Consider the following 26009-nt stretch of genomic DNA (forward strand, 5'->3'; position numbering starts at 1 on the left):
GGCGGAAGGACGGGAGATCTCGGAATGCGGTGTGACCCACGTGACACATGTGTAGCTTTTTCACATTGTTGTATGACCTTGGAGTGATGATGGCGTCAGAACAGCTCGACGCGGCCATGGACCATTGGAAATCGGGAGACCTCAACGCGGCCGCGGTGCTGTTCAGGCAGATCGCGGCCACAGGGGACCCGGAGGCGTCCCACCTGCTGGCGGGCCTGCTACAGGAACAGGGGGACCTGGACGGCGCCGAGGCGGCGCACCGGTCGGTGATCCAGTCGGGCGACCCGGTCTTCGGGCAACGCTCGGCCATCGCCATGGGGATGATGCTGGTCACCGCCAAGGAGTGGGCGGCGGCGCACCGGGTGCTGACGATCGCCTCGGACGGCGCCGACTTCGAGGTGGCCGCGCTCGCCGACACGGCGCTGGTGCTCGTGCTCACCCAGCTCGGCGACGCGCAGGGCGCCCAGGAGGCGCTGGAGCGGGCCCGCGTGTGCGACAGCCCCGCCGTGGCCGAGCTGGCCGCGCGGCTGGAGCTGCCGGAGTTCGACCAGGACCCGGCCTCGGCCCGCGACCTGTACGACGCCGCCGAGGACGAGGACGACTACCGGGCGCTGCTGACCAGCGGTGACCCCGAGGTGGTGTCGCTGTCGGCGTTCCGGCTGTACCAGCACTACGCCGAGGAGGAGGAGTTCGACTCGGCCCGCGAGGTGTGCGAGCGCGCCATCGCCGTCGGGCACCCCGACCACCTGGCCATGGCGCACAAGCTGCTCGGCGCGGTGCTCGTGGACCTGGGCGAGTACGCCGAGTCGGCGGCCGCCTACCGCGTGGCCGCCGAGGACCCGAGGCCCGACATCCGGCTGCCCTCGCTCATCGAGCTGGCCAAGGTGACCGCGCAGCTCGGCGACGAGGAGGAGACCAAGGCGATCTTCCGCCGGGTGATCGCCAGCGGCCAGCGCGACTACGCCGTGCAGGCCCAGGCGTGCCTGGCCCAGATGCACACCGAGGCGGGCGAGCCGGCCGAGGCCCTCGCCGCGCTGCGCGCCGTGCTGGAGGCCGGCGAGGACGAGTGGGCCTCCATCAGCGTCACCCTGCTCGGCCTGCTGCTCGAACAGCACCCCGAGGCGCACGACGAGATCATGGAGCTGGCCGGGCTGGCCGCCGGGCACGACGACCCCGACGCCGCGTTCAAGGCCGCGCTGCTGCTGGAGCACGCCGCCAGGCAGCAGCCGCTGGCCGACCCCGTCGAGGAGCAGGCGCTCCAGGACACCGACGACGGCCTGGCCCGGCTGAAGGCGGGCGACCTGGGCGAGGCCAGGCGGCTGCTGCGCCAGGCCATCGACTCCGGCGCGGCCGTCCAGTCGATCAGGGCCATGGTGATGCTGGCCGAGCTGGAGCTGGGCGAGGGCGACCGGGAGCAGGCCGACGAGCTGCTGACGTACGTGGCCGAGGGCGACGACGTGCTCCAGGGCTTCAACGCGGCGTTCCTGCTGCACCTGCTGCGCGAGTCAGGCGCGGAGACCCATCCCGTGCTCGGCGCGATGCTGGACCACCAGCGGCTGGGCCGGGAGGAGGGGCTGGTCCGGTACCAGGCGGCCATGGGGCATCATGACCCGGCGGTCTCCGCGATCGGCACCGCCGTGTTCGCGCAGGTGCTGGCCTCGATCGGGTACGACCTGTCCGACGCGGCCAAGCTGTTCAGGGCGGCGGCGGACAGCGGGGATCCGCTGGCGCTGTCGTACACGGCGGTGATCTGCAAGGACGTGCTGACCGACGAGGACGAGGCGGGCGGGCTGCTGCGCCGGGCCAGGGGCGAGGGGCATCCCGTGCTGGCGCCCTGGGTGGCGTACATGCTGGGCGGGCTCGTCGCCGAGGACGACCCCGGGGAGGCGCGGGCGGCGTACACGGCGGCGATGGAGAGCGGGCACAAGGGCCTGCGGATCGAGTCCGCCGCCGAGCTGATCGGGCTGTTCGAGCGGCAGGGCGACCTGCTGGCCGCCTGCCGCCTGCACGAGCGGCTGATCACCGAGGGCGAGCGGGAGCGCAGCGCGCTGCCGCTGGCCTACACCAGGGTCCGGCTGGACGACGTCGAAGGCGCGCGGGCCGCGCTCGACCTCGTCACGGACGAGCTCGGCGCGTTCGGACGGGCGCTGCTCGACGAGGACTTCGAGGCGGCGGCGCGGGCGTTCCCCGGCGGCGAGGCCGCCGTGATGGCGACCGCGCTCGCCATGGAGTGCGCGCACTCCTGGCAGCGCACGCGGCGCCCGGTCGCCGCCGACGGGGCACTTTCGCTGGTCGCCGCGGCCGGTCCGCCGGATCAGCGCCAGCGGGCCGGCTGTTTTCTCGGAGCCCTGCGCAACGACTCGGGTGACAAGCGCGGCGCCATCGACGCCTGGCTGGGGGCGGTGGGCGACGACGAGCACCTCAACGGGGTGGCGCTGCGCGCCGCGGGCAACGTGCTGAGCGAACTCGGAGAGTACGCCGAGGCCGCCGGCATCTACGCCCGCGTGCCGGACACCGGCGACGAGCGGCTCCGGGCCGAGGTGGCGCGGCGGCTGGGCGAGTCGCTGGCCGCCGGCGGCCGCGCGGAGGAGGCCCGCGAGGTGCTGGAAGGGGCGTTCGGCGGCGACGCCACGCTCCACCTGGCCCGGTTCCTGCGCGACCACGGCGACCACGAAGGCGCGCTCGCGGCCATGACCGCCGCGCCGCCCCGCATCTCGGGCGAGTCCGAGCGGCTGCTCGGCGGCCTGCTGGCCAAGACGGGCGACCTGGAGGCGGCCAAGGCGGCCTTCGAACGGGCGGCGGCCCTCGACCCCGAGTCCGAGCCGGAGACCATGCTGGCGGCGGGCCGCAGCCTGCTGGCGGCCGGCGACGCGGACGCCGCGCACTTCGCGCTCGAACGGGCCGCGGCGCAGGAGCACGACACCTACGCAGCCGCCGTCTCCCGCCACCTGCTCGGCCGGTCCCTGCCGGACGAGCTGCCCTGGGTGCTGGCGGCGGAGGGCGACCGGCGGGGCGCTCTGGCCGTCCTGACCGAGCGGGCCGGGTCCGAGCTGATGGCCGGGGTGCTGCTCGCGCTCGACGAGGAGGACGTACGCGAACTGCGCCGCCTGCTGGCGGAGGCCGCGCCCGGCGACCGGGCGGAGGCCGTACGGGAGGTCATGGCGAAGGCGCAGGCCATGGAGGACGACTCGGGCGAGCCGTTCTTCCAGCTCGTCACCGAACTGGGCGAGCCCGAGGCCGCGGCGGAGGCCAGGATCGAGCTCGGCGCCATCCTGGCGACCGAGGGCCACTACAGTCGCGCCGAGCTGTGCTTCCTGCCCGCGACCCGGCCGATCGCCGGCGCGGAGCCCGCCACCGTCGAGATGGCCTGGCGCAACATCGCCGTCGTCCGGCACCGGCGCGGCGACCTCGACGGCGCCGTGGAGGCCGCCAGGACCGCGCTGCCCGCCACCGCCGTCCTCGTCGCCGAACTGCTGGCCGAGCGCGGCGACGAGGCGGAGGTCCGTCAGGTGCTGGCCGGCGGAGCGGCGGACGGCGACCTCGACTGCCACCGCCGGCTCCTGATCCACCTGCTCCAGGAGCACGACTACGACGCCCTGGCGGCCGAGGCGGAGCGTGCCGTGGGCACCGGCGACCCGGAGACCGTCGCGCTCGGCTACTGGACCTGGGGCGACGCCTTCAAGGCAAGGGACGACATGGAGAACGCGGCCCTCATGTACGGCAGAGGCGTCGAGACCGGCCACCCCGGCACCACCCCCGGCCTGCGCGTCGACCTCGCCAGGGCACTGCGGGAGCTGGGCGACAAGACGGGCGCCGACCGTGAGGTGCGCGCGGCCATCGAGTCGGACGACCTGAACTCCGTGGCCAGAGGCGGCATGCAGCTCGGCATGTGGCTGCACGACGAGGGCGACGACCTCGCCGCCGCGCGGGCGTTCGCGGCGGCCGCCGGCACCGGCACCGACCTCGCGCAGACCGCGATGAACAACCTCGACGCCCTCGCCTACCAGGCGTGCCGGCGCGGCGAGCACGACGTCGCGATCGAGATCCTGTCCCTGATGGACGAGCGGGCCGCCGCCGAGCAGGGCCGCGAGCTGGGAGACCTGTGCGAGGACCCGGAGGCCGTGCGGCGCTACTACGAGCTGGCCGGTCCCGGCCCGTTCACCGAGCTGCGGGTGGCCGAGCGCCTGGAGGCCCTGGGCGAGCCGGCGCGGGCGCGCGCGATCTACGAGGGGCTGAACGACCACGAGGACGCCGACGTGCGGTTCGTGGCCGGGGGCAGGCTGCTCTCGCTGCTCGACGCCGAGGGTGACTCGGAGGCGTTCTACAGCCTGGCCGAGCGGCAGGCCGGGGACGCCGACAGCCCCGTACAGGGGGTGTTCGGGAGCCTGCTCGGCATGCTCCAGGACCGTCAGGGCGACACCGAGGGCTCGCTGCGCACGCTGCGGGTGGCGGCGGAGAGCGGGGAGCCGACCGCGCTCAGCGTGCTGGCGCAGACGCTGGTGAACGCCGGGGAGGTCGAGGAGGCGCGGCAGACGTACCTGCGGGTGCTGGAGGCCGGTGACGACGACCTGGCGGCGCGGGCGATGATCGCGATCGGGCAGACGTACCACGACGAGGACGAGACGCACGCGCGCGACTGGTACCACCGGGCCGTCGAGGCGGGCGAGGGGCACACCAGCGCGCTGGGCGCGATGTACCTGGGGTCGCTGGCCAAGCGGAAGCGGGACTTCGGCGAGGCGCTCACGTGGTACCAGCGGGTCATCGACGCCGGCGACTCGGAGTCCGGGATGGCCGCCGCGCACCTCGGGGAGCTGTGCTACTGGCTCGGTGACCGCGACGGGGCGCTGCGCTACTACGAGCTGACGCTGGGGCTGACCGAGCAGGACGACCTGGTGGCGGAGGCCGCCTTCCGCCTGGGCGAGATCCGGTACGAGCGCGGCGACCTGGACCTGGCCAGGCGGCTGCTGCGGACGGCCTCGGACACCCGTGACCCGGCCTTCGCCCCGGAGGCCGAGACGCTGCTCGGCAGGCTAGGGTAGCCACTTGCCCAACATTAAATGACCGATTAACCTCATTTGGTCAAATAAATGAGGTGAGACGATGGCCAGAGTCGGACGGCCGCCACAGGATCCCGCGCGTCAGCTCGAACGGGCGCACCGGATCCTCGACGCGGCCACCGAGCTCATCTTGCGCTGGGGCTACGACAAGACCACGATCGACGACGTGGCCAAGCGCGCCGAGGTCGCCAAGGGCACCATCTACCTGCACTGGAAGACGCGCGATGACCTCTTCGCCGCGCTGCTGCGGCGCGAGCGGGTGCTCATGCTGACCGACGTGCGCGACCAGAAGCCCGCGACGCTGAGCGAGTTGTTCGGGGAGTTCTCCCGGGCGCTGTTCCGGCGGCCGCTGCTGCGGGCGGTGCTGAGCGGCGACTCCGAGGTGCTCGGCAAGCTCACCCGCCGCAAGCGGACCCGCCCGACGGGGCTCGAACTCGGCGCGCCCTTCGACACGTACGTGACGGAGCTGGCCGAGCTCGGCGCGGTGCGCGACGACCCCGGCGACCACATCACGGTGATCGGCTCGATCGTCTACGGCTTCCTGTTCCTGCCGGACGGCAGGCCGGAAGGGGTCAGGCCGTCCGAGGACCGGATCGCCGACCTGGTGGCCGACACCATCGAGCGGACCCTGGGCGCGGGCCGCCCGCCGTCTGACGCGGACGCCGTCGCGCGGGCCACCCTCACCTTTCTCGACGCCACGGTGGAGGTCGCGCGGCAGCGGCTGGCGGACTCCCTGGGCTCTAAGGAGCGTGTGCAGTGAGGGTCGTTCTCCCTCTCGACGACGCCACGGCCGATCTCGCGACCGTAGGTGGCAAGGGCGCCTCCCTGGCCAGGCTGACCAGGGCGGGGCTGCCCGTCCCCGGCGGATTCCACATCACGACCGACGCCTACCGCGCGTTCGTGGCCGGTTTCCGCGAGGAGATCCTTCAGGCCGGTGACCCGGATCGCGTCGCGGCGCTGTTCGCCGGGCACGACATGCCGGGCGACCTCGCCGGCGAGATCCTGCGGGCGTACGCGGCGCTCGGCGACGACGTGCCCGTGGCCGTGCGGTCCTCCGCCACCGCCGAGGACCTGCCGGACATGTCGTTCGCCGGCCAGCAGGACACCTATCTCAACATCAGGGGCGACGCGCTGCTCGACGCGGTGAAGCGCTGCTGGGCCTCGCTGTGGAACCCGCGCGCGATCGCCTACCGCGACCAGAACGGCGTGCCGCACGACGACGTGGCGCTGGCCGTGGTGGTCCAGGAGCTGGTCGACGCCGACGCGGCCGGCGTCATGTTCACGGCCGACCCGGTGAGCGGCGCGCGGGACCGTACCGTCATCAACGCCTCCTGGGGGCTCGGCGAGGCGGTCGTCGGGGGCCAGGTCACCCCCGACACGACCGTGGTGTCCGGCGGCGCGGTCGTGGACGCGCGGACGAGCGACAAGACGGTCATGACCGTACGCACCTCCGGCGGCACCGAGGAGCGGCCCGTTCCCGGCGAGCTGCGCTCCCGGCGCGTCCTCGACGAGGCCCAGGCCGTGGCGCTGGCCGGGCTGGGCGCCCGCATCCAGGACCTGTACGGCACCCCGATGGACGTCGAGTGGGCTCTGCGCGACGGCGCGTTCGCCATCGTGCAGGCCCGCCCGATCACCGGGCTCAAGCCGCCGGTCGAGGAGTGGAACGACAGCCTCAGGGGCGACTACCTGTGGACCGGCGGCAACCTGGGCGAGGCCATCCCCGACGTCATGACGCCGATCACGTGGTCGTTCGTGCGGTTGTTCATCCATGAGGCCATGTACGCCTCCACGCTGCCCGGCTTCGACCTGGTCGGCAACATCGGCGGCCGCTTCTACATGAACCTGAGCGTCACCTTCTCCATCGCCAAGGCCCTGGGCATGCAGAGCAGGCTCGGCGCGGTCGAGCAGGTCTTCGGGAAGATACCGCCGGGGCTGGACGTGCCGATGCTGCGGGTCTCGCGCTGGGAGATCATCAAGCGGGTGCTGCCGATGGCCCTGCACATCCGGCGGCGGGTCCGCGACAACCTCAAGGGCATGCGCGCGTTCCTGGCCACGTCCAGGCAGCGGTGCGAGGAGCTGCGCGAGCGGATCGCCGCCACCGGCACCGGTCCCGAGCTGGCCGCGTTGTGGGCCGCCGAGATCGAGCCGCACGTGGTCACCTCCTGCCGCATGCTGGAGGCCGCGGGCCGCCAGGGCGGCGTCACCCTCGTCCACACCCGCGACCGGCTGCGCGAGATGATGGGCGAGGCCGACGCGGAGGCCATGCTGACCGGCGTCAACGCCGACGGCGAACTGGCCAGCATGGGCCCGGTGCTGGGGCTGTCCAGACTCGCCCGCGGCGAGATCACCAGAGACGAGTTCGCCCGCGCGTACGGACATCGCGGCCCCCACGAGTTCGAGGTGTCGATCCCCAGGCCAGGCGAGGACCCGGCGTGGATCGACGCCCAGCTCGCTGGCCTGCGCGACACGCGGGCCGGCACCGAGGCACTGCTCACGCGCCAGCGGGCGGCCAGGGAGGAGGCGTGGGCGCGCTTCGCCCGGCGTCACCCCCGCAAGGAGTCCGCGATGCGCGCCAGGGTCCGGCGGTGGAACGCGGTCGTGCGCGACCGGGAGAGCACGCGCTCGGAGAACATGCGGGCGTTCTGGGTGCTGCGGGCGTTCACCGTGCGGGCGGGGGAGCTGACCGGGATCGGCGACGATGTGTTCTTCCTGGACCTGCCGGAGCTGCTGGCCCTGCTGCGCGGGGACCGGACCGGGCTGGAGCGGGTGGCGGCGCGGCGGGCGACGTACGAGCGGTACGCCGCGCTGCCGCCCTACCCGGTGCTCATCGTCGGCCACTTCGACCCCGTGCGCTGGGCCGCCGACCCCGACCGGCGGGGCGACATCTACGACGCGCGCGGCGCCCGCGTGCCGGTGAGCGACACCGTGACGGGCTTCCCCGGCGCTCCCGGCGTGGTGGAGGGCATCGCCCGGGTGATCTCCGGGCCCGAGGAGGGCGAGCGGCTCAAGCCCGGCGAGATCCTGGTCACGACGCTGACCAACGTCGGATGGACGCCCATGTTCCCGAGGGCCGCCGCTGTGGTGACCGACATGGGGGCGCCGCTGTCGCACGCCTCCATCGTGGCCCGCGAGCTGGGCATCCCCGCCGTGGTCGGCACCGGCAACGCCACCATGCGCCTGCGCGACGGCGACCGGATCAGGGTGGACGGCGAGCGGGGCACGGTCGAGTTGCTGACCCCCCAAGATTCCGCCAAGCCGGCCACCGCCGGGACTGGCGTGTGATCACGTCGATGACCATGATCGAACAGTGGATGGCAGAGGACGAACGCGAGCTGGAGGCACGTTGCGCCCGCTTCAGGGTCGCCAAGCTGGCGCTGGAGCGCAGCGACGACGACGTTGGCGTGGACACCGATGAGACGGGTTCTGCGGCGTGACTGGGGTGAGCTGGTAGCCGAGGTCGAACACCGGCTGGGCGCCGTACGAGGGTTCGAGGAGCGGCAGGGCGGCTTCTCGTACGGCGTCCTCCCCGGCCCCGCACCTGAGTGAACGGCGTGAGCGCTCCCGCCGCGCCACCATCGGCCGGCTGCGGACGCGGTGGGCGGCACGTCCCTAGGCGTCGCGTTCCAGGACGGTCGAGCTGGATCTGATGAGGTCGTGGCCGCCGGGGCTCAGCGAGTTGACGAACAGGCGCTCGCCACCCGGCAGGGCCGCCAGCCGGAACATCAGGTCGCGGGCGACGATGCGCCACCGGCTGGAGGGCGCCATCCACTGGAGGAACCGCCGCCCGAACCCCTGCACGTCCGCGATGACCGGCGCCATCCGCTGCTGGTAACGCTCCAGCGCACCGGCCAGCTCCCCGTCCGCGCCGAGCTCGCCGTTCGGGGTGCGGTGGCCGCCGGTGGCGCGCTCGCCGCTCGCGGTCAGCTCGTCGGCGAGGACCCAGGCCGCCGCCATGGCCATGGACGCCCCGTGGCCGGCGAACAGCGACACCGCCTGGCAGGCGTCGCCCAGCAGCACGATCCGGCCCCGGTGCCAGCGCTCCATCTCCACCTGCGTCACCCGGTCGTAGTAGAGGGCGGGCGGGGAAGGGCAGCGTTCGAGGGCGTCGGGCAGGATCCAGCCGAGCCCGCCGAAGTGGCGGCGCAGGGAGGCGGCGGGGTCGGCGGGGATGGCCGGATCGGGCTCGCGGCGCAGGAACAGCAGGGCCAGGCGGTCATCGCGGAGCGCGTAGGCACCCGCCATCAGTCCAGGCTCGGTGCGCAGCTGGTAGCGGGTGCCGACCCGGCGGCTCAGCTCGGCGTCCGTCAGGACGTACGCCGCCACGTGGTGGCCCAGGTAGCGCGGCGCCACGTCGCCGAAGGCCAGCTCGCGCACCCGCGACCCGGTCCCGTCCGCGCCGACCAGGAGGTCCACCTCGCGCGACGTGCCGTCGGTCAGCCGCACCGACACGCCGCCGCCGGTCTGCTCCGCGGCCTCGACGCTGGTGCCGTACGTGATGGGAGCCCGCACGTCGTCCCCGATCGTCCGCGCCAGATCGCCCCTGAGCAGGCTGACCACCTCGTCCAGGGTGGACGTCAGGATCAGCCGGCTGGTCTGCCGGCCGTCGCGATCGACGTAGCGGATCTCGTCGACCGGATGACGGACGTCGAACAGCCGGGACCGCAGCCCCATCCGGTCGGCGACCTCAAGGCCGGGGCCGTAGAAGTCGATCATGTAGCCGCCGTCGCGGAACCCCGGCGCCCGCTCGACCAGCTCCACCTCCCAACCGGCCCGTTCGAGATGCCAGGCCAGCGTCAGCCCGGCGATGCCGGCGCCGCAGATGAGTGCTCTCACGCTTCCTCCTTCAGGGAACCGAACGCCGGGGAGCCGAACGCCGGGGAGCCGAACGCCGGGGAGCCGAACATGGCGCGCAGGGGTCCGGCCAGCGCCGCCGGGTCGAGGCCGGGATCGAGCGCGCGGTGCAGCATGATCCCGTCGATCGACGCCGCCAGCACCGTGGCCGCCGCGGCCGCGTCGCCCTGGTAGCCGCGCTCGGCCAGCCAGGACGCGACGCACGCGCGGAACCGGCCGATCTGCTCGGCGAGGGGCTCGCGCAGCTCCGGCAGCCGGGTGGCGGCCAGGAACATCTCCACCATCAGCAGCGAGGCCGGATCGGTGCCGCTGTAGCGCGACAGCTCGCCGAGCAGCCAGTCCACCCCGTCGGCGATGCCGGGACGCGCGGACAGCTCGGCGGCGAGTGCGTCGAGCAGGCCGCCGGTGAAGCCGAGGCCGGCCGCGACGAGCAGGTCCGTCACCGAGGCGAAGTGGTAGTGCACCACGCCGGGCGCGACCCCGGCCCGCTCGGCGGCCAGGCGGGTCGTGACGGCGCTCCAGCCCACCTCCGGCACGAGGACGACAGCGGCGTCGAGCAGCCGCTGCCGGGTCTCCTTTCCGCGTTCCACGGAGTTGCGAGGCATTGCGCTCCCTTGGGCAAACGAGTTGGGCGGACGACTTGGGCAAACGGTTTGGGCAATTGCCCAAACTGTACAACATGCCAAGGCCCGCAGGGTGTTCGGGACGGGAAAGTCAGCCGACGTGGATGCCCGGGCGCAGGGCCGGATCGGGTTCGGCCGTGCGGATGATCTCGCGTACCACCGGGGCCGTGTCGCCGCGGCCGAGGATCAGGTAGCGGAGCAGGTGCGTCAGCGGCGACCCTTCCGCCCACTCGAAGTAGCAGTGCGGCCGCACCCCGGTGGCGTCGCGCAGGGCGAGCAGGATGGCGGCGATGGCGTTCGGGACGGCCGGGCTCTCCGCGCGCAGGATGCGGTGGCCGCCCACCTCGACCCCGCTTACCCGCAGCACGTCGCTGAAGTCCGACGGGTCGATGACATCGACCTCCAGGAACAGCACGTCGGCCCGGCCGGGGACCGGGTTGATGCCGCGCTGTTCGGCCTCCTTGGCGTCGTACTCGGCCTTGTCGCCGGGGTCGCGCCGGTTGGCGATGATGTTGAGGGCGCCGTCGTGGGCGACCGAGCCGGCGATGAAGCGCCGCGCCGCCTCGTCGAGTTCGAGCCGGTCGGCCCGCAGTTCGGTGGTCCGCGAGACGCGCGAGACCAGGGAGACGACGATGATGCCGAGGATGAACAGCCCGGAGATGGCGATGCCGTCCGGCTTCTCCCTGATGTTCTCCACCAGCGCGTACAGCAGCACGAGCGTCAGCACGAGATAGCCCGTCACGGACCACCGCCGCTTGCGCCGGACGGCGGAGATCGTCACCGCGACCGCGCCGGAGACCATCATGGCCAGGATGCCCGTGGCGTAGGCGCCGGCCTGGGCGTCCACGTCGGCGTCGAACGCGATCGTGAGCACGACGCAGACGCCCGTGTACACCAGCACCACCGGACGTACGGCGCGGCCCCAGTCGGGCGCCATGCCGTAGCCGGGCAGGTAGCGCGGCACGATGTTGATCAGCCCGGCCATCGCGGAGGCCCCGGCGAACCAGAGGATGAGGATGGTGCTGATGTCGTACGCCGTGCCGAACACCTCGCCCAGCCGTTCGTGCGCCAGGTACGCCAGCGCCCGGCCGTTGGCCTCCCCACCGGGCCGGAACTCCTCGGCCGGAATGAGCACCGTGGTCACGAAACTGGTCGCGATCAGATAGACGCTCATGATGAGCGCGGCCACGGTCAGCAGCTTGCGGGTGTTGCGGATGCGCGACGCCAGCCGCTGCTCCTCCGTCTTCCCCTCGGCCGCCACCAGCGGCATCATGCTCACGCCGGTCTCGAACCCCGACAGCCCCAGCACCAGCAGCGGGAAGGCCAGCACCGCCGGGCCGATGACGCCGCCCAGACCGCCGCCCCCGCTCGTCAGCGCGGAGGTCCAGCGCGACAGCGCCTCGGGCTCGCCCAGCACGTCGGCGACCCCCACGGCGACGACCACGGCGTTGAGCCCGAGGAAGAGCGCGACCAGCGGGATGGCCACCCCGACCGCCTCGGTGAAGCCCATCAGGAACACCCCGCCGAGCACCAGCAGCAGCACCACGGTGATGGCCACCGCGTGCCCCTCCAGGAAGTGGGGCGCGTAGGGGTTCTCCAGGACGTGGACCGTCGCGTCCGCCGCCGACAGGGTGATCGTGATGATCCACGACGTGGCCACGAAGCCCAGCAGCACCAGGACGAACAGCTTGCCCCGCCAGAACGGCAGCAGCCGCTCCAGCATCGCCACCGAGCCCTGCCCGTGCGGGCTCTCCGCGGCCACCCGCCGGTACATCGGCAGCATGCCCAGCAGCGTCAGCGCCACGATGAGCAGCGTGGCCAGCGGTGACAGCGCCCCGGCCGCCAGGGCGGCGATGCCCGGCAGGTAGGCCAGGGTGGAGAAGTAGTCGACGCCGGTCAGGCACATGACCTTCCACCACGGCTGTGGCTCGGCGTGCTCCTCGGCCGCCTCGGGCCCGACGGGCGGGACCCGATGCTCCAGCAGCCAGCGCGTCAGCGCGTTGGACGGGCCCGCCGGGCCACTCGGGATCTCGACCACCGCCGGGACGGGGGTTCCACCGTTGGCGTTCACCCGGACTTCCTCTCGTCGTGGACGCTGACCATGTCAGAGTTTCGCATCCGCCCCTTCCCACGACTCGCGGCGCGCGATAAATCGCTTGCCCCCGCGAGAGACGCTCTGGTGTGCTGGCGGCCGGCCGTCGATCGAAGGAGCACTGAAATGCGGGCAACGTCTGTGTCCCCCCAGGAAAGGAAGAGCCATCTCTACGGAGGACATGACGTTCGGTGCGTATGCTCAATTTGGGGATCTTGGCGCATGTAGACGCCGGTAAGACCAGCCTGACCGAGCGGCTGCTCCATGCCGCCGGAGCCATCGACGAGGTCGGCAGCGTCGATGACGGCAACACCCAGACCGACTCCCTGGCGCTGGAGCGGCAGCGCGGCATCACGATCAAGTCCGCGGTCGTCTCCTTCGTCATCGGCGGCACCACGGTCAACCTGATCGACACCCCTGGCCACCCCGACTTCATCGCGGAGGTGGAGCGGGTGCTGAGCGTGCTCGACGGCGCCGTCCTGGTCGTCTCGGCCGTGGAGGGCGTGCAGGCCCAGACGCGCGTGCTCATGCGCACGCTGCGCAGGCTCGGCATCCCGGCGCTCGTCTTCGTCAACAAGATCGACCGGCGCGGCGCACGGTACGACGGCGTGCTGCGCGAGATCACGGGCAAACTCGTCCCGGCCGCCGTCGCCATGGGCGTCACCACCGGGCTCGGGACGCGGGCCGCCGCGTTCACGCCCTTCGACGGCGCGGCCGGGTTCGAGGGCCTCGTCGAGGTGCTGGCCGAGCAGGGGGAGGAGCTGCTGGCCGCGTACGTGGACGACGAGAGGTCCGTCTCCTACGCGCGGCTACGCGCCGAGCTCGTGGCCCAGACCGGGCGGGCGGTGGCGCATCCGGTGTTCTTCGGTTCGGCGATCACCGGCGCCGGCGTGGACGCGCTGATCGCGGGCATCGAGGAGCTGCTCCCGCCCGCCCAGGACGACCCCGGCGGGCCGGTCGCGGGCACCGTCTTCAAGGTCGAGCGGGGCCAGGCGGGGGAGAAGATCGCGTACGTGCGCATGTCCGGCGGCACGCTGCGCACCCGGGACCGGTTGCGGTTCGGCGGCGGCCGGGAGGGCAAGGTCACCGGGATCAGCGTCTTCGACGGCGGCACGTCGGTACGCGCCCAGCAGGTCACGGCCGGCCGGATCGCCCGCCTGTGGGGCCTGACCGACGTCCGTATCGGCGACCACGTCACCTCACTGGAAGGCGGCGCGGACGCGGTGAGGCCGGCGTCGGAGGGGCACTTCGCGCCGCCGACCCTGGAGACCGTCGTGGTGCCGCGCCGCCCGGCCGACAAGGGCGCGCTGCACCTGGCGCTGGCCCAGCTCGCCGAGCAGGACCCGCTGATCGGCCTGCGCCAGGACGACCTGCGGCAGGAGGTGTCCGTCTCGCTCTACGGCGAGGTGCAGAAGGAGGTCGTGCAGGCCACGCTCATGGCCGACTTCGGCCTCGACGTCACCTTCCGCGAGACCACCACGATCCGCGTCGAACGCCCCACGGGCACGGGCGCCGCGATCGAGGTGATCGCCAAGGCCCCCAACCCGTTCCTCGCCACCGTCGGCCTCCGCGTCGAGCCGGGTCCGGTGGACGGTGGAGTGGAGTTCCGGCTGGAGGTGGAGCTCGGGTCGCTGCCGTACGCGTTCATGAGAACGATCGAGGACACGGTACGCGACACGCTCAGGCACGGCGGCCTGCACGGCTGGGAGGTCGTCGACTGCGTGGTCACGCTCACGCACTCGGGCTACTGGGCCAGGCAGAGCCACATGGGCGGCGGCTTCGACAAGAGCATGTCGAGCACCGCCGGCGACTTCCGCAACCTGGTCCCGCTGGTCCTCATGGCCGCGCTCAAGCGGGCGGGCACCACGGTGTACGAGCCCATGCACCGCTTCCGCCTCGAACTCCCGCCCGACACCCTCGGCCCGGTGCTCCCCGTGCTGGCCGGGCTCGGCGCAATCCCGCGCACCCGGCAGGATGCGCTGGTCGAGGGGGACATCCCGGCCGCCGGTGTGCACGAGCTGGAGCGACGGCTCCCGTCCCTGACCCGGGGCGATGGCCTGCTGGAGTGCGGCTTCGACCGCTACCAGCCCGTACGCGGCCCGATCCCCGTCCGCCCGCGCACCGACCACAACCCGCTCGACAGGAAGGCGTATCTCCTGCACGTCGTCCGCCGGGTCTAGGCGCCGTCCTTGTCGGAGTCGGCGGCGAAGACGATGACGCCCAGGTAGCCGTCGTCCTCCTGCGTGACCTTCAGCAGCATGCCCTCCTTGTAGATGTTGTCGTTGTCGTTGAACGTGTCGCGCCCGGTGTGCTCCGCGTACGGCGCCTTCGCCATGACCACGCTGTTCAGCTTCTCGTCGAACATGACCTGCGTGGTCAGCACCCGCTCGCTGCTGAAGTGCACCATGGCGTGGATGTGGATCGTGCGCCCGCGGTACCAGCCCGGCCAGATGGTGGTGAACTCGACGATCCCGTCGGCGTTGGTGACCTGGGCGCCGCGCAGGTAGCGCTTGTCGTCGGTGGGGGTCAGATCTCCCATATCACCGCCGCCGCCGGTGGGCGCGTCGCCCGGGGGAGGGTTGCCGCCGCCCCCGCCGCCCCCGCCGGTCGACTGCGACTCGGCCCCCGAGTAGAGCCCGGCCGCGTCGCAGTGCCAGATCTCGACCACCGCGTTGCCCAGCGGCTTACAGGTCTCGCTGTCCTGGACCTTGATGGCGACCCGCAGGCGGGTGCCCTCCCGGTCCTCGCGGATGTCGCTGCGGATCTTGTCCGCGTCGAAGTAGTAGGGGCCCTGGGTCGTGGTGGCGGTCAGTGTGCAGGTGCTCGCCTCGGAGAAGAGCGAGGTGAGGTCGCTCGCGGTGGTGGCCGTCGGCGTCACGCTGGCTCCCGTGGAGGTGGTGACGGCCGCGGTGCCGGAGTCGCCGCAGGCGGCCAGGAGGCTGCCGAGCCCGAGTGAGCTGATGCCGGCGAACAATCGCCGCCGGCTGACCCGCTGGCCTTCGTGATCGTGTCCCACTGTGTCCCTCTTTGACGGTCCGATGCTTCGGACCACACAGTAGGACGCGCCCTCTTGGCCTCCCCTTTGCCGCGGATGAAGTTCTCATGAGGAAGGCGCGGACAGCACGATGGCGCCCAGGTAGCCGTCGCCCTCCTCGGTGACGCGCAGCAGCAGGCCGTCGTGGAAGAGGCCGTCGCCGTTGTTGAAGGTGTCGCGCCGTCCTTCGCGCCGCGTGTACGGCGGCCGCGCGAAGACCCGGTCGTTGAGCTTCTCGTCGAACATGAGCTGCGTGCTCAGCACCCGTTCGCCGGCGACGTGCACCATGACGTGGATGTGGACCGTCCGGCCCGGATACCAGCCGGGCCAGATGGTGGTGAACTCGACGGTGCCGACGGCGTTGGTGACCTGGGCGCCGCGCAGGTAGCGCTTGCCGTCGGTGGGCTTCATGTCCTTCATGTCCGGCACACTGCCGCCGGTGCCCGGTGGCGCGCCCGCGTCGTTCTTGGACTCCTTCTCCGCCCCCGAGTAGAGGCCGGTCGCGTCGCAGTGCCAGATCTCCACCACCGCGTCGCGCAGCGGCCGGCACGACGTGCCGTCCTGGACCTTGATGGCCAGCCGCAGCCGCACCCCCGGCCGGTCCTCGCGGATGTCGCTGCGGATCTTGCCGGCGTCGAAGTAGAAGGGGCCCTGCGTCGCGCTCGGCGTGAGCGCGCACGTCCCCGCCCTCGCGAAGACGGACTCCGGTGCCAGGGCGACACCGCCGAGTCCGAGTGAGCCGATGCCGGTGATCAGCCGCCGCCGGCTGACCCGCTGACCTTCGTGATCGTGTTCCACGTCCTGAACCTTTCACGATCCCGCCGGGTTTCCCCGCAGGCTCGATCCTCGTGTCACGCGAAAAGAGCAGCGTCCGAAAGCCTTTTCGGCGATATCAAACTGTAATCATCTGCGCCGGAGCTGATCAGCGGCGGCGACGATAGCGGGGCCCAGCTCACAGGCCCTGCAATCGCACGCATTGGCTCATTGACAGGCCCTATCTAGCCGGTCTACGTTCCCGAAAACCTTTTAGGTCAGCCCGAGCCGATGATGTTAGCGCTCACAGTCCACTAGGGGCGAACTCATGAGACGACGATGGGCGGCGGCCCTCGCCGCGGCACTCCTGCTCCTCCTCGGCAACGTCCGGCCCGCGTGGGCGGGCCCGCCGATCACCACGGCGATCTACACGGCCGACCCGGCCGCGCTGGTCGTCGGCGACACCCTGTACGTCTACACCGGCCACGACGAAGCCCCCGCGGGTGGCGGCAACTTCGTCATGCGCGACTGGCACGTCTACACCTCCTCCGACGCCACCACGTTCACCGACCAGGGCGCCAAGCTCGCGATCTCGAACTTCTCCTGGGCCGGCGCCGACGCCTGGGCCAGTGAGGTCGAGCGCGGGGCCGACGGCCGCTATTACTGGTACACCTCCATCAACGGCAACGGCCCCGGCTGGATGAACATCGGTGTGGCCGTCGGCAACAGCCCGACGGGCCCGTTCACCGACGCCATCGGCGGCCCGCTGATCAGCGACAGCACGCCCAACTCCTCGCCGCTGAACATCGACCCCACCGTCTTCACCGACGACGACGGCCAGGTCTACATGTACTGGGGCTCCTACTACGGCCTGCGCGCCGTCCGCCTGAACGCCAACATGACCTCCACCTCAGGCTCGGTGATCACCCCGAGCGGCGTGTCGAACTTCTGGGAGGCCCCCTGGATGTTCAAGCGCAACGGCGTCTACTACCTGGCCTACTCGGCCAACGACTCGGCCTGCTCGCAGCCGGGCTACGCCTGCATCAGGTATGCCACCGCGAGCAACCCGCTCGGCCCGTGGACGCACCGCGGCGTCGTGCTCGACCAGGTCTCCTCGACCACCAACCACCCGGCGATCATCGAGTACAAGGGCCAGTGGTACATGGTCTACCACAACGCCGCCGCCCCGGGCGGAGGCAACTTCCGCCGCTCGGTCACCCTCGACAAGCTCTACTTCAACGCCGACGGCACCATGCAGAAGGTCGTGCAGACCGGCGGCCCGACCACTCCGGGCAACCTGGCGGCCGGCGCCACGCCGTCCACCTCCTACGTCTCCCCCTGGGAGACGCTCGGCGCGATCAAGGACGGCTACACCCCGGCGAACTCCCAGGACCACAGCCACGGCGCCTACGGCAACTGGGACCACCAGGGCACCGAGTGGATCGAGTACCAGTGGCCCACGGCGCAGACGATCCGCAGGTCGGAGGTGTACTGGTTCGATGACAACTTAGGCATCGACCTACCGGCCTCCTGCCAGCTCCAGTACTGGAACGGCAGCGCCTACGTCAACGTGCCCGGCGCGGCGGGCTGCGGCGTCGCGGCCAACACCTTCAACGCCACGACCTTCACCCCGGTCAGCACGACCCGGCTCCGGCTGAACATCACCTCACGAAGCGGCTTCTCGACCGGTGTGCTCGAATGGAGGGCCTTCTCATGAGGCGCGCCCTGATGGCCCTGCTGCTCATCGCGGGCCTGGTCGTCGCGGGAGCGCCGGCCCACGCCGACCAGACCATCGGCTACCCGTCCTTCAGCGGCCCGGCGATCCCGGCGGCGCCGGGGTCGTACACGACCGGCAACATGATGCAGGCCATCTATGACGCCGAGAGCTCCGGCACCGACTTCTGGATGGACCGACTGCTGGCCCGCTCCGGCAACGACCCGGCGGGCACCTGGCTCATGACGCGCGGACGGGCGCTGTTCATGAAGACCCACACGCCGGGCACGCTCGGGTTCGCCGGGCAGTCGGCGTACTGGGAGAGCATCAACAACAACAACGCCTTCACCGTGGCCGTCACGCCCGGCACGTTCACCGAACAGGTGAGCAGCCGCTGGCAGGCGCCGAGCCACTGGAAGAGCCGCCACACCAGCGGCTCGGTCACCATCAACCAGACCAAGTTCATCACCGAGAACAACGTCGCCGTGGCCAACCTGGCCATCACCAACGGCGGCACCGGCTCGACGACGCTGCAGGTCAGGGCCACCTCCCCGTACGCGACCAGCGGCAGCGGCAGCGAGCTGACCGGCCAGGTGAACGCCTACAACAACCTGACCACCCTCTACCCCAGGCTCACCGGCGACGGGTTCACGGTGTCCAGCGGCGGGCTCAACAGGTCCGTCACGATCGCGGCCGGGGCGACCGTCACCGTCAAGGTCGTCATGGGCTTCGTCACGAACGAGATCCCGGCCTCCCGCACCGACTACGACGCCTACGCCGGCTACTCGGCCGCCACCGCGTTCGCCACCCACGTGCGCGCCTACAACAAGTGGTGGGCCGACAACGTCCCCTACATCGACCTGCCCGAGCCGGCCATCAAGAAGAACGTCTACTACCGCTGGTGGCTGATGCGCTTCAACCACCTCGACGCCGACATCCCCGGCCAGACGTTCCAGTTCCCGATCTCCACCGAGGGCGTGCTGGGCTACAACAACGCGATCGTGCTGACCCAGCCCATGCACATCGACGATCTCAAGTATCTGCGCAACCCGATCTACTCCTACGGCGACTGGCTGAGCGCCGGCCAGGTCTCCAAGAACGGCCGCTTCCTGGACAATCCGGGCGACCCCGAGAACTGGTCCAACAGCTACACCCAGTACATCGGCGAAGCCGCCTGGAAGAGCTACCAGATCCACGGCGGCCAGCCCGCCATCGCCGCCAACCTGGCCCGCTACGCCGAGCAGGACGTCAAGGGCCAGCTCTCCTACTACGACACCGACAACAACAAGCTCATCGAGTACGACTGGGGCGCCCTGACCGGCAACGACGCCGACGCGGTGTCGTTCCACTGGAAGCCCGGCCGCATGGACCGCGCCGAGGGCGCCTACCAGTACAGCGGCGCGCTGGCCGCCGCGCAGGCGTACGAGGCGATCGGCAACACCACCAAGGCCACCGAGATGCGCACGCTGGCCACCCAGATCCAGAACGCGATCGTCAACGTGCTCTGGAACCCGGGCAGGCAGCTCTTCGAGCACCGGCTGAAGTCCACCAACGAATGGGTGCCGTGGAAGGAGATCAACAACTATTACCCGTTCGCCGTCGGCGCGATCCCGAACACGGCCACGTACAAGCAGGCCCTGCGCCTCTTCGACGACCCGGCGCAGTATCCGATCTTCCCCTTCTACACCGCCAACCAGGCCGACAAGGCGGCCTCGGGCACCGGCAGCAACAACTTCTCCACGATCAACTCCACCGTGCAGTTCCGCCTGCTCTCCTCGGTGCTGCGGAACTACCCCAACGAGTGGATCGACACGACCTGGTACAAGAAGCTCCTCTACTGGAACGCCTGGGCCCAGTACGTGGGCGGCAACACCCAGTGGCCGGACGCCAACGAGTTCTGGGCCGACTGGAACGGCTCCTCGATCGCCTACCGCTCCTGGATCCACCACAACATCCTGGGAAGCAGCAACTGGACCGTCGTCGAGGACGTCGCCGGGCTGCGGCCGCGCAACGACGCCAAGGTGGAGCTCTCGCCGATCAACATCGGCTGGACCCACTTCACCGTCAACAACCTGCGCTACCGCAACGCCGACCTGACCATCGTCTGGGACGACCCGGCCGACGGCGTCGTCCGCTACCCGGGCGTGCCCGAGGGCTACTCGATCTACATCAACGGCAGCCGCGCCGCCACGGTGTCGTCGCTGGTCCCGTTCACCTGGGACCCGGCCACCGGCGCCGTCACCACGTCCGGCACGGTCACCCACAACGTGGCCGTCCCGGGGCTGCAGTCACCGTCGCAGGTCAACCACACCAGCGCCCGCATGGTCGACATGCTCAACAAGGCCGGCGTCGACCTGACCGCCAACCTCACCAACCTGGCCGCCGGCGCCACCGCCACGGCCTCCACCACCGCCGGGGGCAGCTCCACCGCGGGCGCCGTCGACGGGTTCCCGATCAACGAGCCGTTCTGGGGCGGCACCACCGCGGGACAGGACTGGTACGAGCTCAACCTCGGCTCGGCCCGCACCCTGAACGAGGTCCGGCTCTGGTTCAAGGACAGCCGCCCGGCCAGCTCCACCTACCGGGCCCCGGCGTCCTACGACATCCAGTACCACAACGGCAGCGCCTGGGTCAGCGTGCCCTCCCAGGCCAAGTCCCCGGCCACCCCTCGGGGCAACTACAACGTGGCGCAGTTCACCGCGGTCACCGCCCAGCGGATCAGGGTGCTGGCCACGGCGGCCTCCGGCGCCAGGACCGGGCTCACCGAGATCAAGGTCTACAACCGGGGCGGGGTCCAGCCCCCGTCGAACCTGGCACCGTCGGCCACCGCGACCGCGTCGTTCACGTCGTCGTGGGAGAGCGTGGCCGCCGTCAACGACGGGATCGATCCGCCCTCCTCCAACGACACCGTCAACCCGCGCTGGGGCTGCTGGCCGGAGACCGGACAGCAGTGGGTGGACCTCACCTGGTCCTCGGCTCGTAACCTGAACCGGGCCGAGGTGTACTTCTTCGACGACGACGAGGGCATCGATATGCCGGCGTCGTGGAAGCTGCAGTACTGGAACGGCAGCGCGTACGTGGACGTACCCGGCGCTTCGGCGTACCCGCTGACGAAGAACGGTTACAACAACGTCACCTTCACCGCCACGAGCACGACCCGGCTGCGGGTGCTGCTCACCGGTAACGGGACGAATTCCGTCGGCCTGCTGGAGGTCAGGGCCTACGGGGCGTAGAAAAGAAGCGGGACGTGCCCTCATCGGACACGTCCCGCTCTTGTCTTCTCCCTGCCCGCAAAGGCGTAATGAGTTTCTCACTTTGCGTGACCTTCTGGTGGGGTTTCCGGCAAGCTGCTGCCATAACTTCAGCCGAAGGGTGGCGATCACGATGGCAGGCAAGTGGCAGGCGGGCAATCTTCCGGCCGAACTGACGAGCCTGATCGGCCGTCGGTCCGAGCTCGACCAGGTGCGCCGGGCCTGCCGGCGCTCGCGGCTGGTGACCCTCACCGGCGTGGGCGGCGTCGGCAAGTCCCGCCTGGCGCTGCGGGTCGCCGCCGGCCTGCGGCCCGAGTTCGGCGGCGGGGCCTGGCTGGTGCAGCTGTCCCCGCTCGACGACGGCACGCTGCTGCCGCACGCGATCGCCGAGGCGCTCAGGCTCACCGACCAGACCACCCGCCCCATGGTCGAGGTGCTGGCCGAGCACCTGCTCGGTAAGGAGGTCCTGCTCGTCCTCGACACCTGCGAGCACCTGGTCGACGCCTGCGCCAGGACCGTCGAGACCCTGCTCGACGCCGTGCCGGGGCTGACCGTGCTGGCCACCAGCCGGCGCCCGCTGGAGGTGCGCGGCGAGCTCGTGATCGTGGTCGAGCCGCTGCCGGTCCCGCCCGAGGGCACCACGGCCCTGGCCGCCGGTGACGCGGTGGACCTGCTGGCCGAGCGCGCCGCCGAGACCATGCCCGGCTTCGACCTGGCCGACCACGACCAGGAGGCGGTCGCCCGCCTGTGCCGCCGGCTGGAGGGCATCCCGCTGGCGATCGAGCTGGCCGCGGCGCGCCTGCGCGAGCTGCCGGTCCAGCACCTGGCCGACCGGCTCGACGACCGGTTCGCCACACTCGCCACCGACCCCGAGTCGGCGTCCGAGACGGGCCCGCCGTGGCACCAGGCGCTGCGCACCGCGATCGGGTGGAGCCACGAGCTGTGCGAGCCCGCCGAGCGCCTGCTCTGGGCGCGCGTGTCGGTGTTCGCCGGCGACTTCGACGCCGGGGCCGTGCGCCAGGTGTGCGCCGACGACCTGCTTGCCGAGGCCGACATCGGGCAACTGCTCGACGCGCTGGCCGACGAATCCGTCCTGACCTGGCTGCCGACCGGCGCGGGCGAGCGCTATCGGATGCTGGACACGCTGCGCGAATACGGCGCCGGCTGGCTGCGCAGCCTCGGCGAGGAAGACCGCTTCAAACAGCGCCACCGCGAGCACTACCTGTCGCTGGCCACCCGGGGCGCGGCGGGCTGGCTGGGGCCGGGCCAGACCTCCTGGTACGACCGCATGATCGGCGAGCACGACAACCTGCGCGCCGCCCTGGAGGTCGCGCTCGCCGCCAAGGACGGCCTGCCCTCCCTGGAGCTGGCCGGGACGCTCGCCTTCTTCTGGTACGGCTGCGGCTACGCCAAGGAGGGCCGCCACTACCTGAGGCAGGCCATCGACCTGGGCACCAGGCCCGGCCCCGCCCTGGTCCAGGCACTGTGGGCCGACGGCCTGCTGGCCGCCACGCTGGGCGACGCCGACGCGGTCGAGAACAGGGCCACGCAGTGCGAGCGGGCCGCGCTCCCCGGCGACGCCTACGCGGCCAGGTGCGTCAAGACGCTCAGGGCGTCGGCCGGAGTGATCCGCGGCGACCTGTTGCAGGCGATGGCAGAGTCGGAGAGCGCCTACCTGACGCGCTGGGACGGCTCCGACCTGACGATCGCCAACCTGCTGGCGCTGATCTGCCGCGCGCACGTGTTCATCGTCGAGGGCCGCATCGACGAGGCCGTCGACGTCCTGGAAGACCTGCGCGCGCTGTGCGACCAGCGCGGCGAGCAGCACATGCGCTCCCACGGCGACCTGCTGCGCGGGCAGGCCGAGCTGGCCGGCGGCCGCCTCGACGCCGCCGTCGGCTTCGGCCAGGAGGCCCTGCGCACCAAGCAGCGGCTGCACGACAGCTTCGGCATCGGCCTGACCGTGGATCTGCTGGCCCTGGCGGCGGGCGCGGCCGGGCGGGCCGTACGCGCGGCGCGGCTGCTCGGCCTGGCCGAGCGGATCTGGAGCACCCACGGGCAGGCGCGGGCCAACGTCCCCGCCTGGATCGCCGCCCGGCAGGCGTGCGAGGAGCAGGCCCGCGAGACGCTCGGCGACAACGCCTACCACGTGGCCTACCACACCGGTTTCGACAGCGACATCGACGCGGGGATCGCGTTCGCCCTGGAGCCCGAGGGCGAGGGCCTGCACAACGGCACCTGATCAGCGCAGACGCCCGGCTCCGGCGCCCGCGGGGACCAGGTGCCGCAGAGCCTTGGCCGGGTGCACGCGGGGCACCAGCGCCGGGGTCCAGCCGGCGTCCGTGCCGAGCGCCGTGCCGTTGGCGGCGTTGTACGCGGCCACCACGTCCGTCGCCACGCCGTCCACCAGGTTGTCCTTCGCGGTGATCGCGGTGCCGCCGAACACCGTCAGGACCTTCGCCGCCGCGATGCCGTCGAAGGCGTTGGCCTCGGCGTAGACCTGGGAGCCGACGCCCACGCCGATGCTGTAGCCGTGCCCGGCGCCGCCCTCGTAGTAGTTGTTGTAGACGTGCACCTGGCCGAACCGGACCCGGGGCGTGCGCTGGCCCAGGGCCTGGAAACGGTTGTGGTGCAGGGTGACCTTGAGCTTGTCCGCCTCGGCGTACCGGGTGGGATTGTCGGTGTTGCCGATCAGGGTGACCTTGTCGTGGCCGCTCAGGTGGTTCCAGGAGAGCGTCACGTAGTTGGAGCCGCGCACGACGTCGAGCAGCCCGTCGTGGACCTGGAACGGGCGGCCGAAGTAGCGCGGCCGGCCCGAGTCGGGGTTGTCGCCGTCGTTGAGGGTGTTGTGGTCCAGCCAGACGTGCGTGGCGGCGGAGACCTCGACGTTGTCGAAGGAGGCGTTCCAGTTGCCCTCGGCGCCGTCGGTCGGGTCCCACTGCGGGAAGCAGTCGGAGGTATCGGTGATGGTGAGGTTGCGGACGATCACGTTGTCGGCGTTGCTCACGCGCAGGCCGAAGCTCTTGAGCGCCGCGCCTCTGCCCACGCCCATCAGGGTGACGTTGGATCCGACGGTGATCGTCACGTGCTGGGCCATCTTGTTGTACGACGCTCTGCGCGCGTCTTCGAGCGGACCTGACGGCACGCTGGCCCGGCCCCAGACGGCCGGATCGTAGGCGGCCAGGTAGGCGGGCAGGCTGTAGCCGTCCACCGCGTAGTCCGCGCAGGTCAGCGGGTTGCCGGAGGCGTCGGTGTCGGCGTCGATGGCGCCCTTGACGTAGACGATCTTCGGGGTGTTGTCGGCCGGGTCGCCCAGCGCGCCGAGGAGCTGGGCCCTGGTCGAGACGGTGTGGACGTCCTCGGGGCGGGCGGCCGAGCCGCCGGTCGTGCCGGTGGTGGCCGCCGCCCAGCCGTCGTCGCGGGGCAGGGTCTCGCGGCCGGGCTCGGGGCGCGGGCCTCGGGGGCCGCGCCTGAACGGGCTCCAGCCGTCGGTGCCCGCCAGGTGGTTCTCCGGCTCGAAGGCCCTGGCCTGCTCGGGGGTGAGCTGTGGGCGGTCGTCGTTGACGCCGGCGCCGGGACCGTGGTTGCGGTATTCGGACAGGCGGGCCTCCCGCCAGTTCAGGCCGGACATGTCGGTCCAGGGGGCGGCCTTGACCTGCTGGCCCAGCCACGACTCGCGCACCAGGACCTGGCCGCGCGCCGTCGCCGAGCCGCCGGCCGGCCACGGGCGGCCCAGGTGGACGGTGCGGGCGGGCGCATCGCTGGTCAGGTGGCTGCGGTAGATGAGGAAGCCGTACGGGTTGCTCAGCTCGGTGCTGGCGGCGGTGACGTAGCCGTTGTTGTCGGCGCTGCCCCGGGTCAGCGCCTTGATCACGCAGCCGTCGAACACGGCGGTGGCGCGGCCGAAGATGAAGTCGACGTCGCCCTCGACGTAGCAGTCGCGGAAGTACTGGCGGGCGACGGTGGTGGCGGAGGCGGTGTTGGCGTACAGGGTGTCCTGGTTGCCGAGGAACCTGACGTTGTCGTAGACCTGCCGGTCGCCGGTCGTGCGTACCGCGACGGCCTGGCTGGGGCCGTTCGCCGCCTCGTCGTAGGCGTTTTCGAAGGTGAGGTTCTTGGCGGTGAAGTCGGGAGCGCTGATGACGTACGAGGCGCTGCCCGAGGTGCCGTAGGGGCCCGAGCCGTCCGGTTTGGGGGTGGCGGCGGAGACGTCGTAGGTGAGCACGACCTCGCGCGGGTCCCGGGTGTCGCCGGCCAGCGTGATGTGCGGTTTGTCGGCCGGGATGACGACCTGCTGCCGGTAGGTGCCCTTGCGGACCAGGATGGTGACGGGCCGGGTGTTGCCGGCGGGCACGGCGTTCACGGCGTCCTGCACGGTCGCGTGGTCGCCCGAGCCGTCCGCCGCGACCACGAGCGTGCCGCGGCCGGTGGCCGCCGCCGCCGGCAGGGCGGTCGCGAACACGGTCAGGGCGATCAATGGGGGGAGTAACTGAAGTCGCATGCCCAACCTCGCAATCGGTTGCACGAAACGCTGGCGTAACTCGCGCACCTCGTCAATGCTCTGCAGTGAAACTGCACCTTTCCTGCAACAAGCGGTTGCAGTGCTCTTGACCGGCGATCGCCCGGGCTTCTAC

15 protein-coding genes are annotated in these 26009 nt (G+C 71.6%); 9 read left to right on the forward strand and 6 right to left on the reverse strand.

Annotated elements, in window-relative coordinates; all coding sequences use genetic code 11:
- Positions 1-86 precede the first annotated feature (86 nt).
- From C4V41_RS02615 to C4V41_RS65225, 5 genes are all read left to right on the forward strand, one after another.
- Complete coding sequence (locus tag C4V41_RS02615; RefSeq protein ID WP_103954077.1) at positions 87-5039, forward strand: tetratricopeptide repeat protein; 4953 nt, start codon at positions 87-89, stop codon at positions 5037-5039.
- Between the two features lie 61 nt (positions 5040-5100).
- Positions 5101-5817, forward strand: a complete 717-nt coding sequence (locus C4V41_RS02620; protein WP_103954078.1) for a TetR/AcrR family transcriptional regulator — start codon at positions 5101-5103, stop codon at positions 5815-5817.
- On the forward strand, positions 5814-8339 hold the full coding sequence (locus tag C4V41_RS02625; protein WP_103954079.1) for a PEP/pyruvate-binding domain-containing protein: 2526 nt from the start codon (positions 5814-5816) through the stop codon (positions 8337-8339). The genes C4V41_RS02620 and C4V41_RS02625 overlap by 4 nt, the downstream gene beginning before the upstream one ends.
- A gap of 8 nt (positions 8340-8347) precedes the next feature.
- Positions 8348-8491, forward strand: coding sequence for a hypothetical protein (locus C4V41_RS61635; RefSeq protein ID WP_160150144.1), 144 nt, complete (start codon positions 8348-8350; stop codon positions 8489-8491).
- Positions 8469-8603, forward strand: a complete 135-nt coding sequence (locus C4V41_RS65225; protein WP_268808517.1) for a hypothetical protein — start codon at positions 8469-8471, stop codon at positions 8601-8603. Before C4V41_RS61635 ends, C4V41_RS65225 begins: the two co-directional genes overlap by 23 nt.
- A gap of 63 nt (positions 8604-8666) precedes the next feature.
- Here the strand turns inward: C4V41_RS65225 and C4V41_RS02630 are convergent, their stop codons facing one another.
- From C4V41_RS02630 to C4V41_RS02640, 3 genes are all read right to left on the reverse strand, one after another.
- Positions 8667-9890, reverse strand: a complete 1224-nt coding sequence (locus C4V41_RS02630) for an FAD-dependent oxidoreductase (RefSeq protein ID WP_103954080.1) — start codon at positions 9888-9890, stop codon at positions 8667-8669.
- The gene (locus C4V41_RS02635; RefSeq protein ID WP_103954081.1) at positions 9887-10513 is read right to left on the reverse strand and encodes a TetR/AcrR family transcriptional regulator; all 627 of its coding nucleotides are present in this window, start codon (positions 10511-10513) and stop codon (positions 9887-9889) included. The genes C4V41_RS02630 and C4V41_RS02635 overlap by 4 nt, the downstream gene beginning before the upstream one ends.
- Positions 10514-10622: 109 nt before the next feature.
- On the reverse strand, positions 10623-12602 hold the full coding sequence (locus tag C4V41_RS02640) for an amino acid transporter (protein ID WP_103954082.1): 1980 nt from the start codon (positions 12600-12602) through the stop codon (positions 10623-10625).
- 212 nt (positions 12603-12814) lie between these two features.
- On the opposite strand from C4V41_RS02640, the gene C4V41_RS02645 reads away from it, so the two are divergent.
- Positions 12815-14803, forward strand: coding sequence for a GTP-binding protein (locus tag C4V41_RS02645; protein ID WP_103954083.1), 1989 nt, complete (start codon positions 12815-12817; stop codon positions 14801-14803).
- Here the strand turns inward: C4V41_RS02645 and C4V41_RS02650 are convergent.
- Positions 14800-15639 carry an intradiol ring-cleavage dioxygenase gene (locus C4V41_RS02650; RefSeq protein ID WP_103954084.1) on the reverse strand — a complete coding sequence of 280 codons (840 nt, stop codon included), beginning with the start codon at positions 15637-15639 and terminating at the stop codon, positions 14800-14802. The two genes, C4V41_RS02645 and C4V41_RS02650, sit on opposite strands and share 4 nt — an antisense overlap.
- Positions 15640-15723: 84 nt before the next feature.
- Entirely contained in the window at positions 15724-16455 is a 732-nt protein-coding gene (locus C4V41_RS02655; RefSeq protein ID WP_103954085.1) for an intradiol ring-cleavage dioxygenase, read from the reverse strand.
- A gap of 283 nt (positions 16456-16738) precedes the next feature.
- Between C4V41_RS02655 and C4V41_RS02660 the strand changes: the two genes are divergently transcribed.
- From C4V41_RS02660 to C4V41_RS02670, 3 genes are all read left to right on the forward strand, one after another.
- Positions 16739-18127, forward strand: a complete 1389-nt coding sequence (locus tag C4V41_RS02660; protein ID WP_103954086.1) for a glycoside hydrolase family 43 protein — start codon at positions 16739-16741, stop codon at positions 18125-18127.
- A complete protein-coding gene (locus C4V41_RS02665) occupies positions 18124-21357 on the forward strand; it encodes a galactose-binding domain-containing protein (protein WP_103954087.1) in 3234 nt (1077 codons plus the stop codon). The genes C4V41_RS02660 and C4V41_RS02665 overlap by 4 nt, the downstream gene beginning before the upstream one ends.
- Before the next feature lie 151 nt (positions 21358-21508).
- Positions 21509-23617 carry an ATP-binding protein gene (locus C4V41_RS02670; RefSeq protein ID WP_146103498.1) on the forward strand — a complete coding sequence of 703 codons (2109 nt, stop codon included), beginning with the start codon at positions 21509-21511 and terminating at the stop codon, positions 23615-23617.
- Here the strand turns inward: C4V41_RS02670 and C4V41_RS63935 are convergent, their stop codons facing one another.
- Entirely contained in the window at positions 23618-25876 is a 2259-nt protein-coding gene (locus C4V41_RS63935; protein ID WP_235029869.1) for a pectinesterase family protein, read from the reverse strand. It abuts the gene before it with no gap.
- Positions 25877-26009 lie beyond the last annotated feature (133 nt).

The organism is Nonomuraea solani (genome assembly GCF_900108335.1).
GTDB classification, from domain to species: domain Bacteria; phylum Actinomycetota; class Actinomycetes; order Streptosporangiales; family Streptosporangiaceae; genus Nonomuraea; species Nonomuraea solani.

Bases quoted from the DNA above. Each gene is read 5' to 3' on its own strand.
- C4V41_RS02670 (WP_146103498.1), top strand. From the start codon at position 21,509: ATGGCAGGCAAGTGGCAGGCGGGCAATCTTCCGGCCGAACTGACGAGC.
- C4V41_RS02635 (WP_103954081.1), bottom strand. From the start codon at position 10,513: ATGCCTCGCAACTCCGTGGAACGCGGAAAGGAGACCCGGCAGCGGCTG.
- C4V41_RS63935 (WP_235029869.1), bottom strand. From the start codon at position 25,876: ATGCGACTTCAGTTACTCCCCCCATTGATCGCCCTGACCGTGTTCGCG.
- C4V41_RS65225 (WP_268808517.1), top strand. From the start codon at position 8,469: ATGAGACGGGTTCTGCGGCGTGACTGGGGTGAGCTGGTAGCCGAGGTC.
- C4V41_RS02660 (WP_103954086.1), top strand. From the start codon at position 16,739: ATGAGACGACGATGGGCGGCGGCCCTCGCCGCGGCACTCCTGCTCCTC.
- C4V41_RS02615 (WP_103954077.1), top strand. From the start codon at position 87: ATGATGGCGTCAGAACAGCTCGACGCGGCCATGGACCATTGGAAATCG.
- C4V41_RS02620 (WP_103954078.1), top strand. From the start codon at position 5,101: ATGGCCAGAGTCGGACGGCCGCCACAGGATCCCGCGCGTCAGCTCGAA.
- C4V41_RS02665 (WP_103954087.1), top strand. From the start codon at position 18,124: ATGAGGCGCGCCCTGATGGCCCTGCTGCTCATCGCGGGCCTGGTCGTC.
- C4V41_RS61635 (WP_160150144.1), top strand. From the start codon at position 8,348: ATGACCATGATCGAACAGTGGATGGCAGAGGACGAACGCGAGCTGGAG.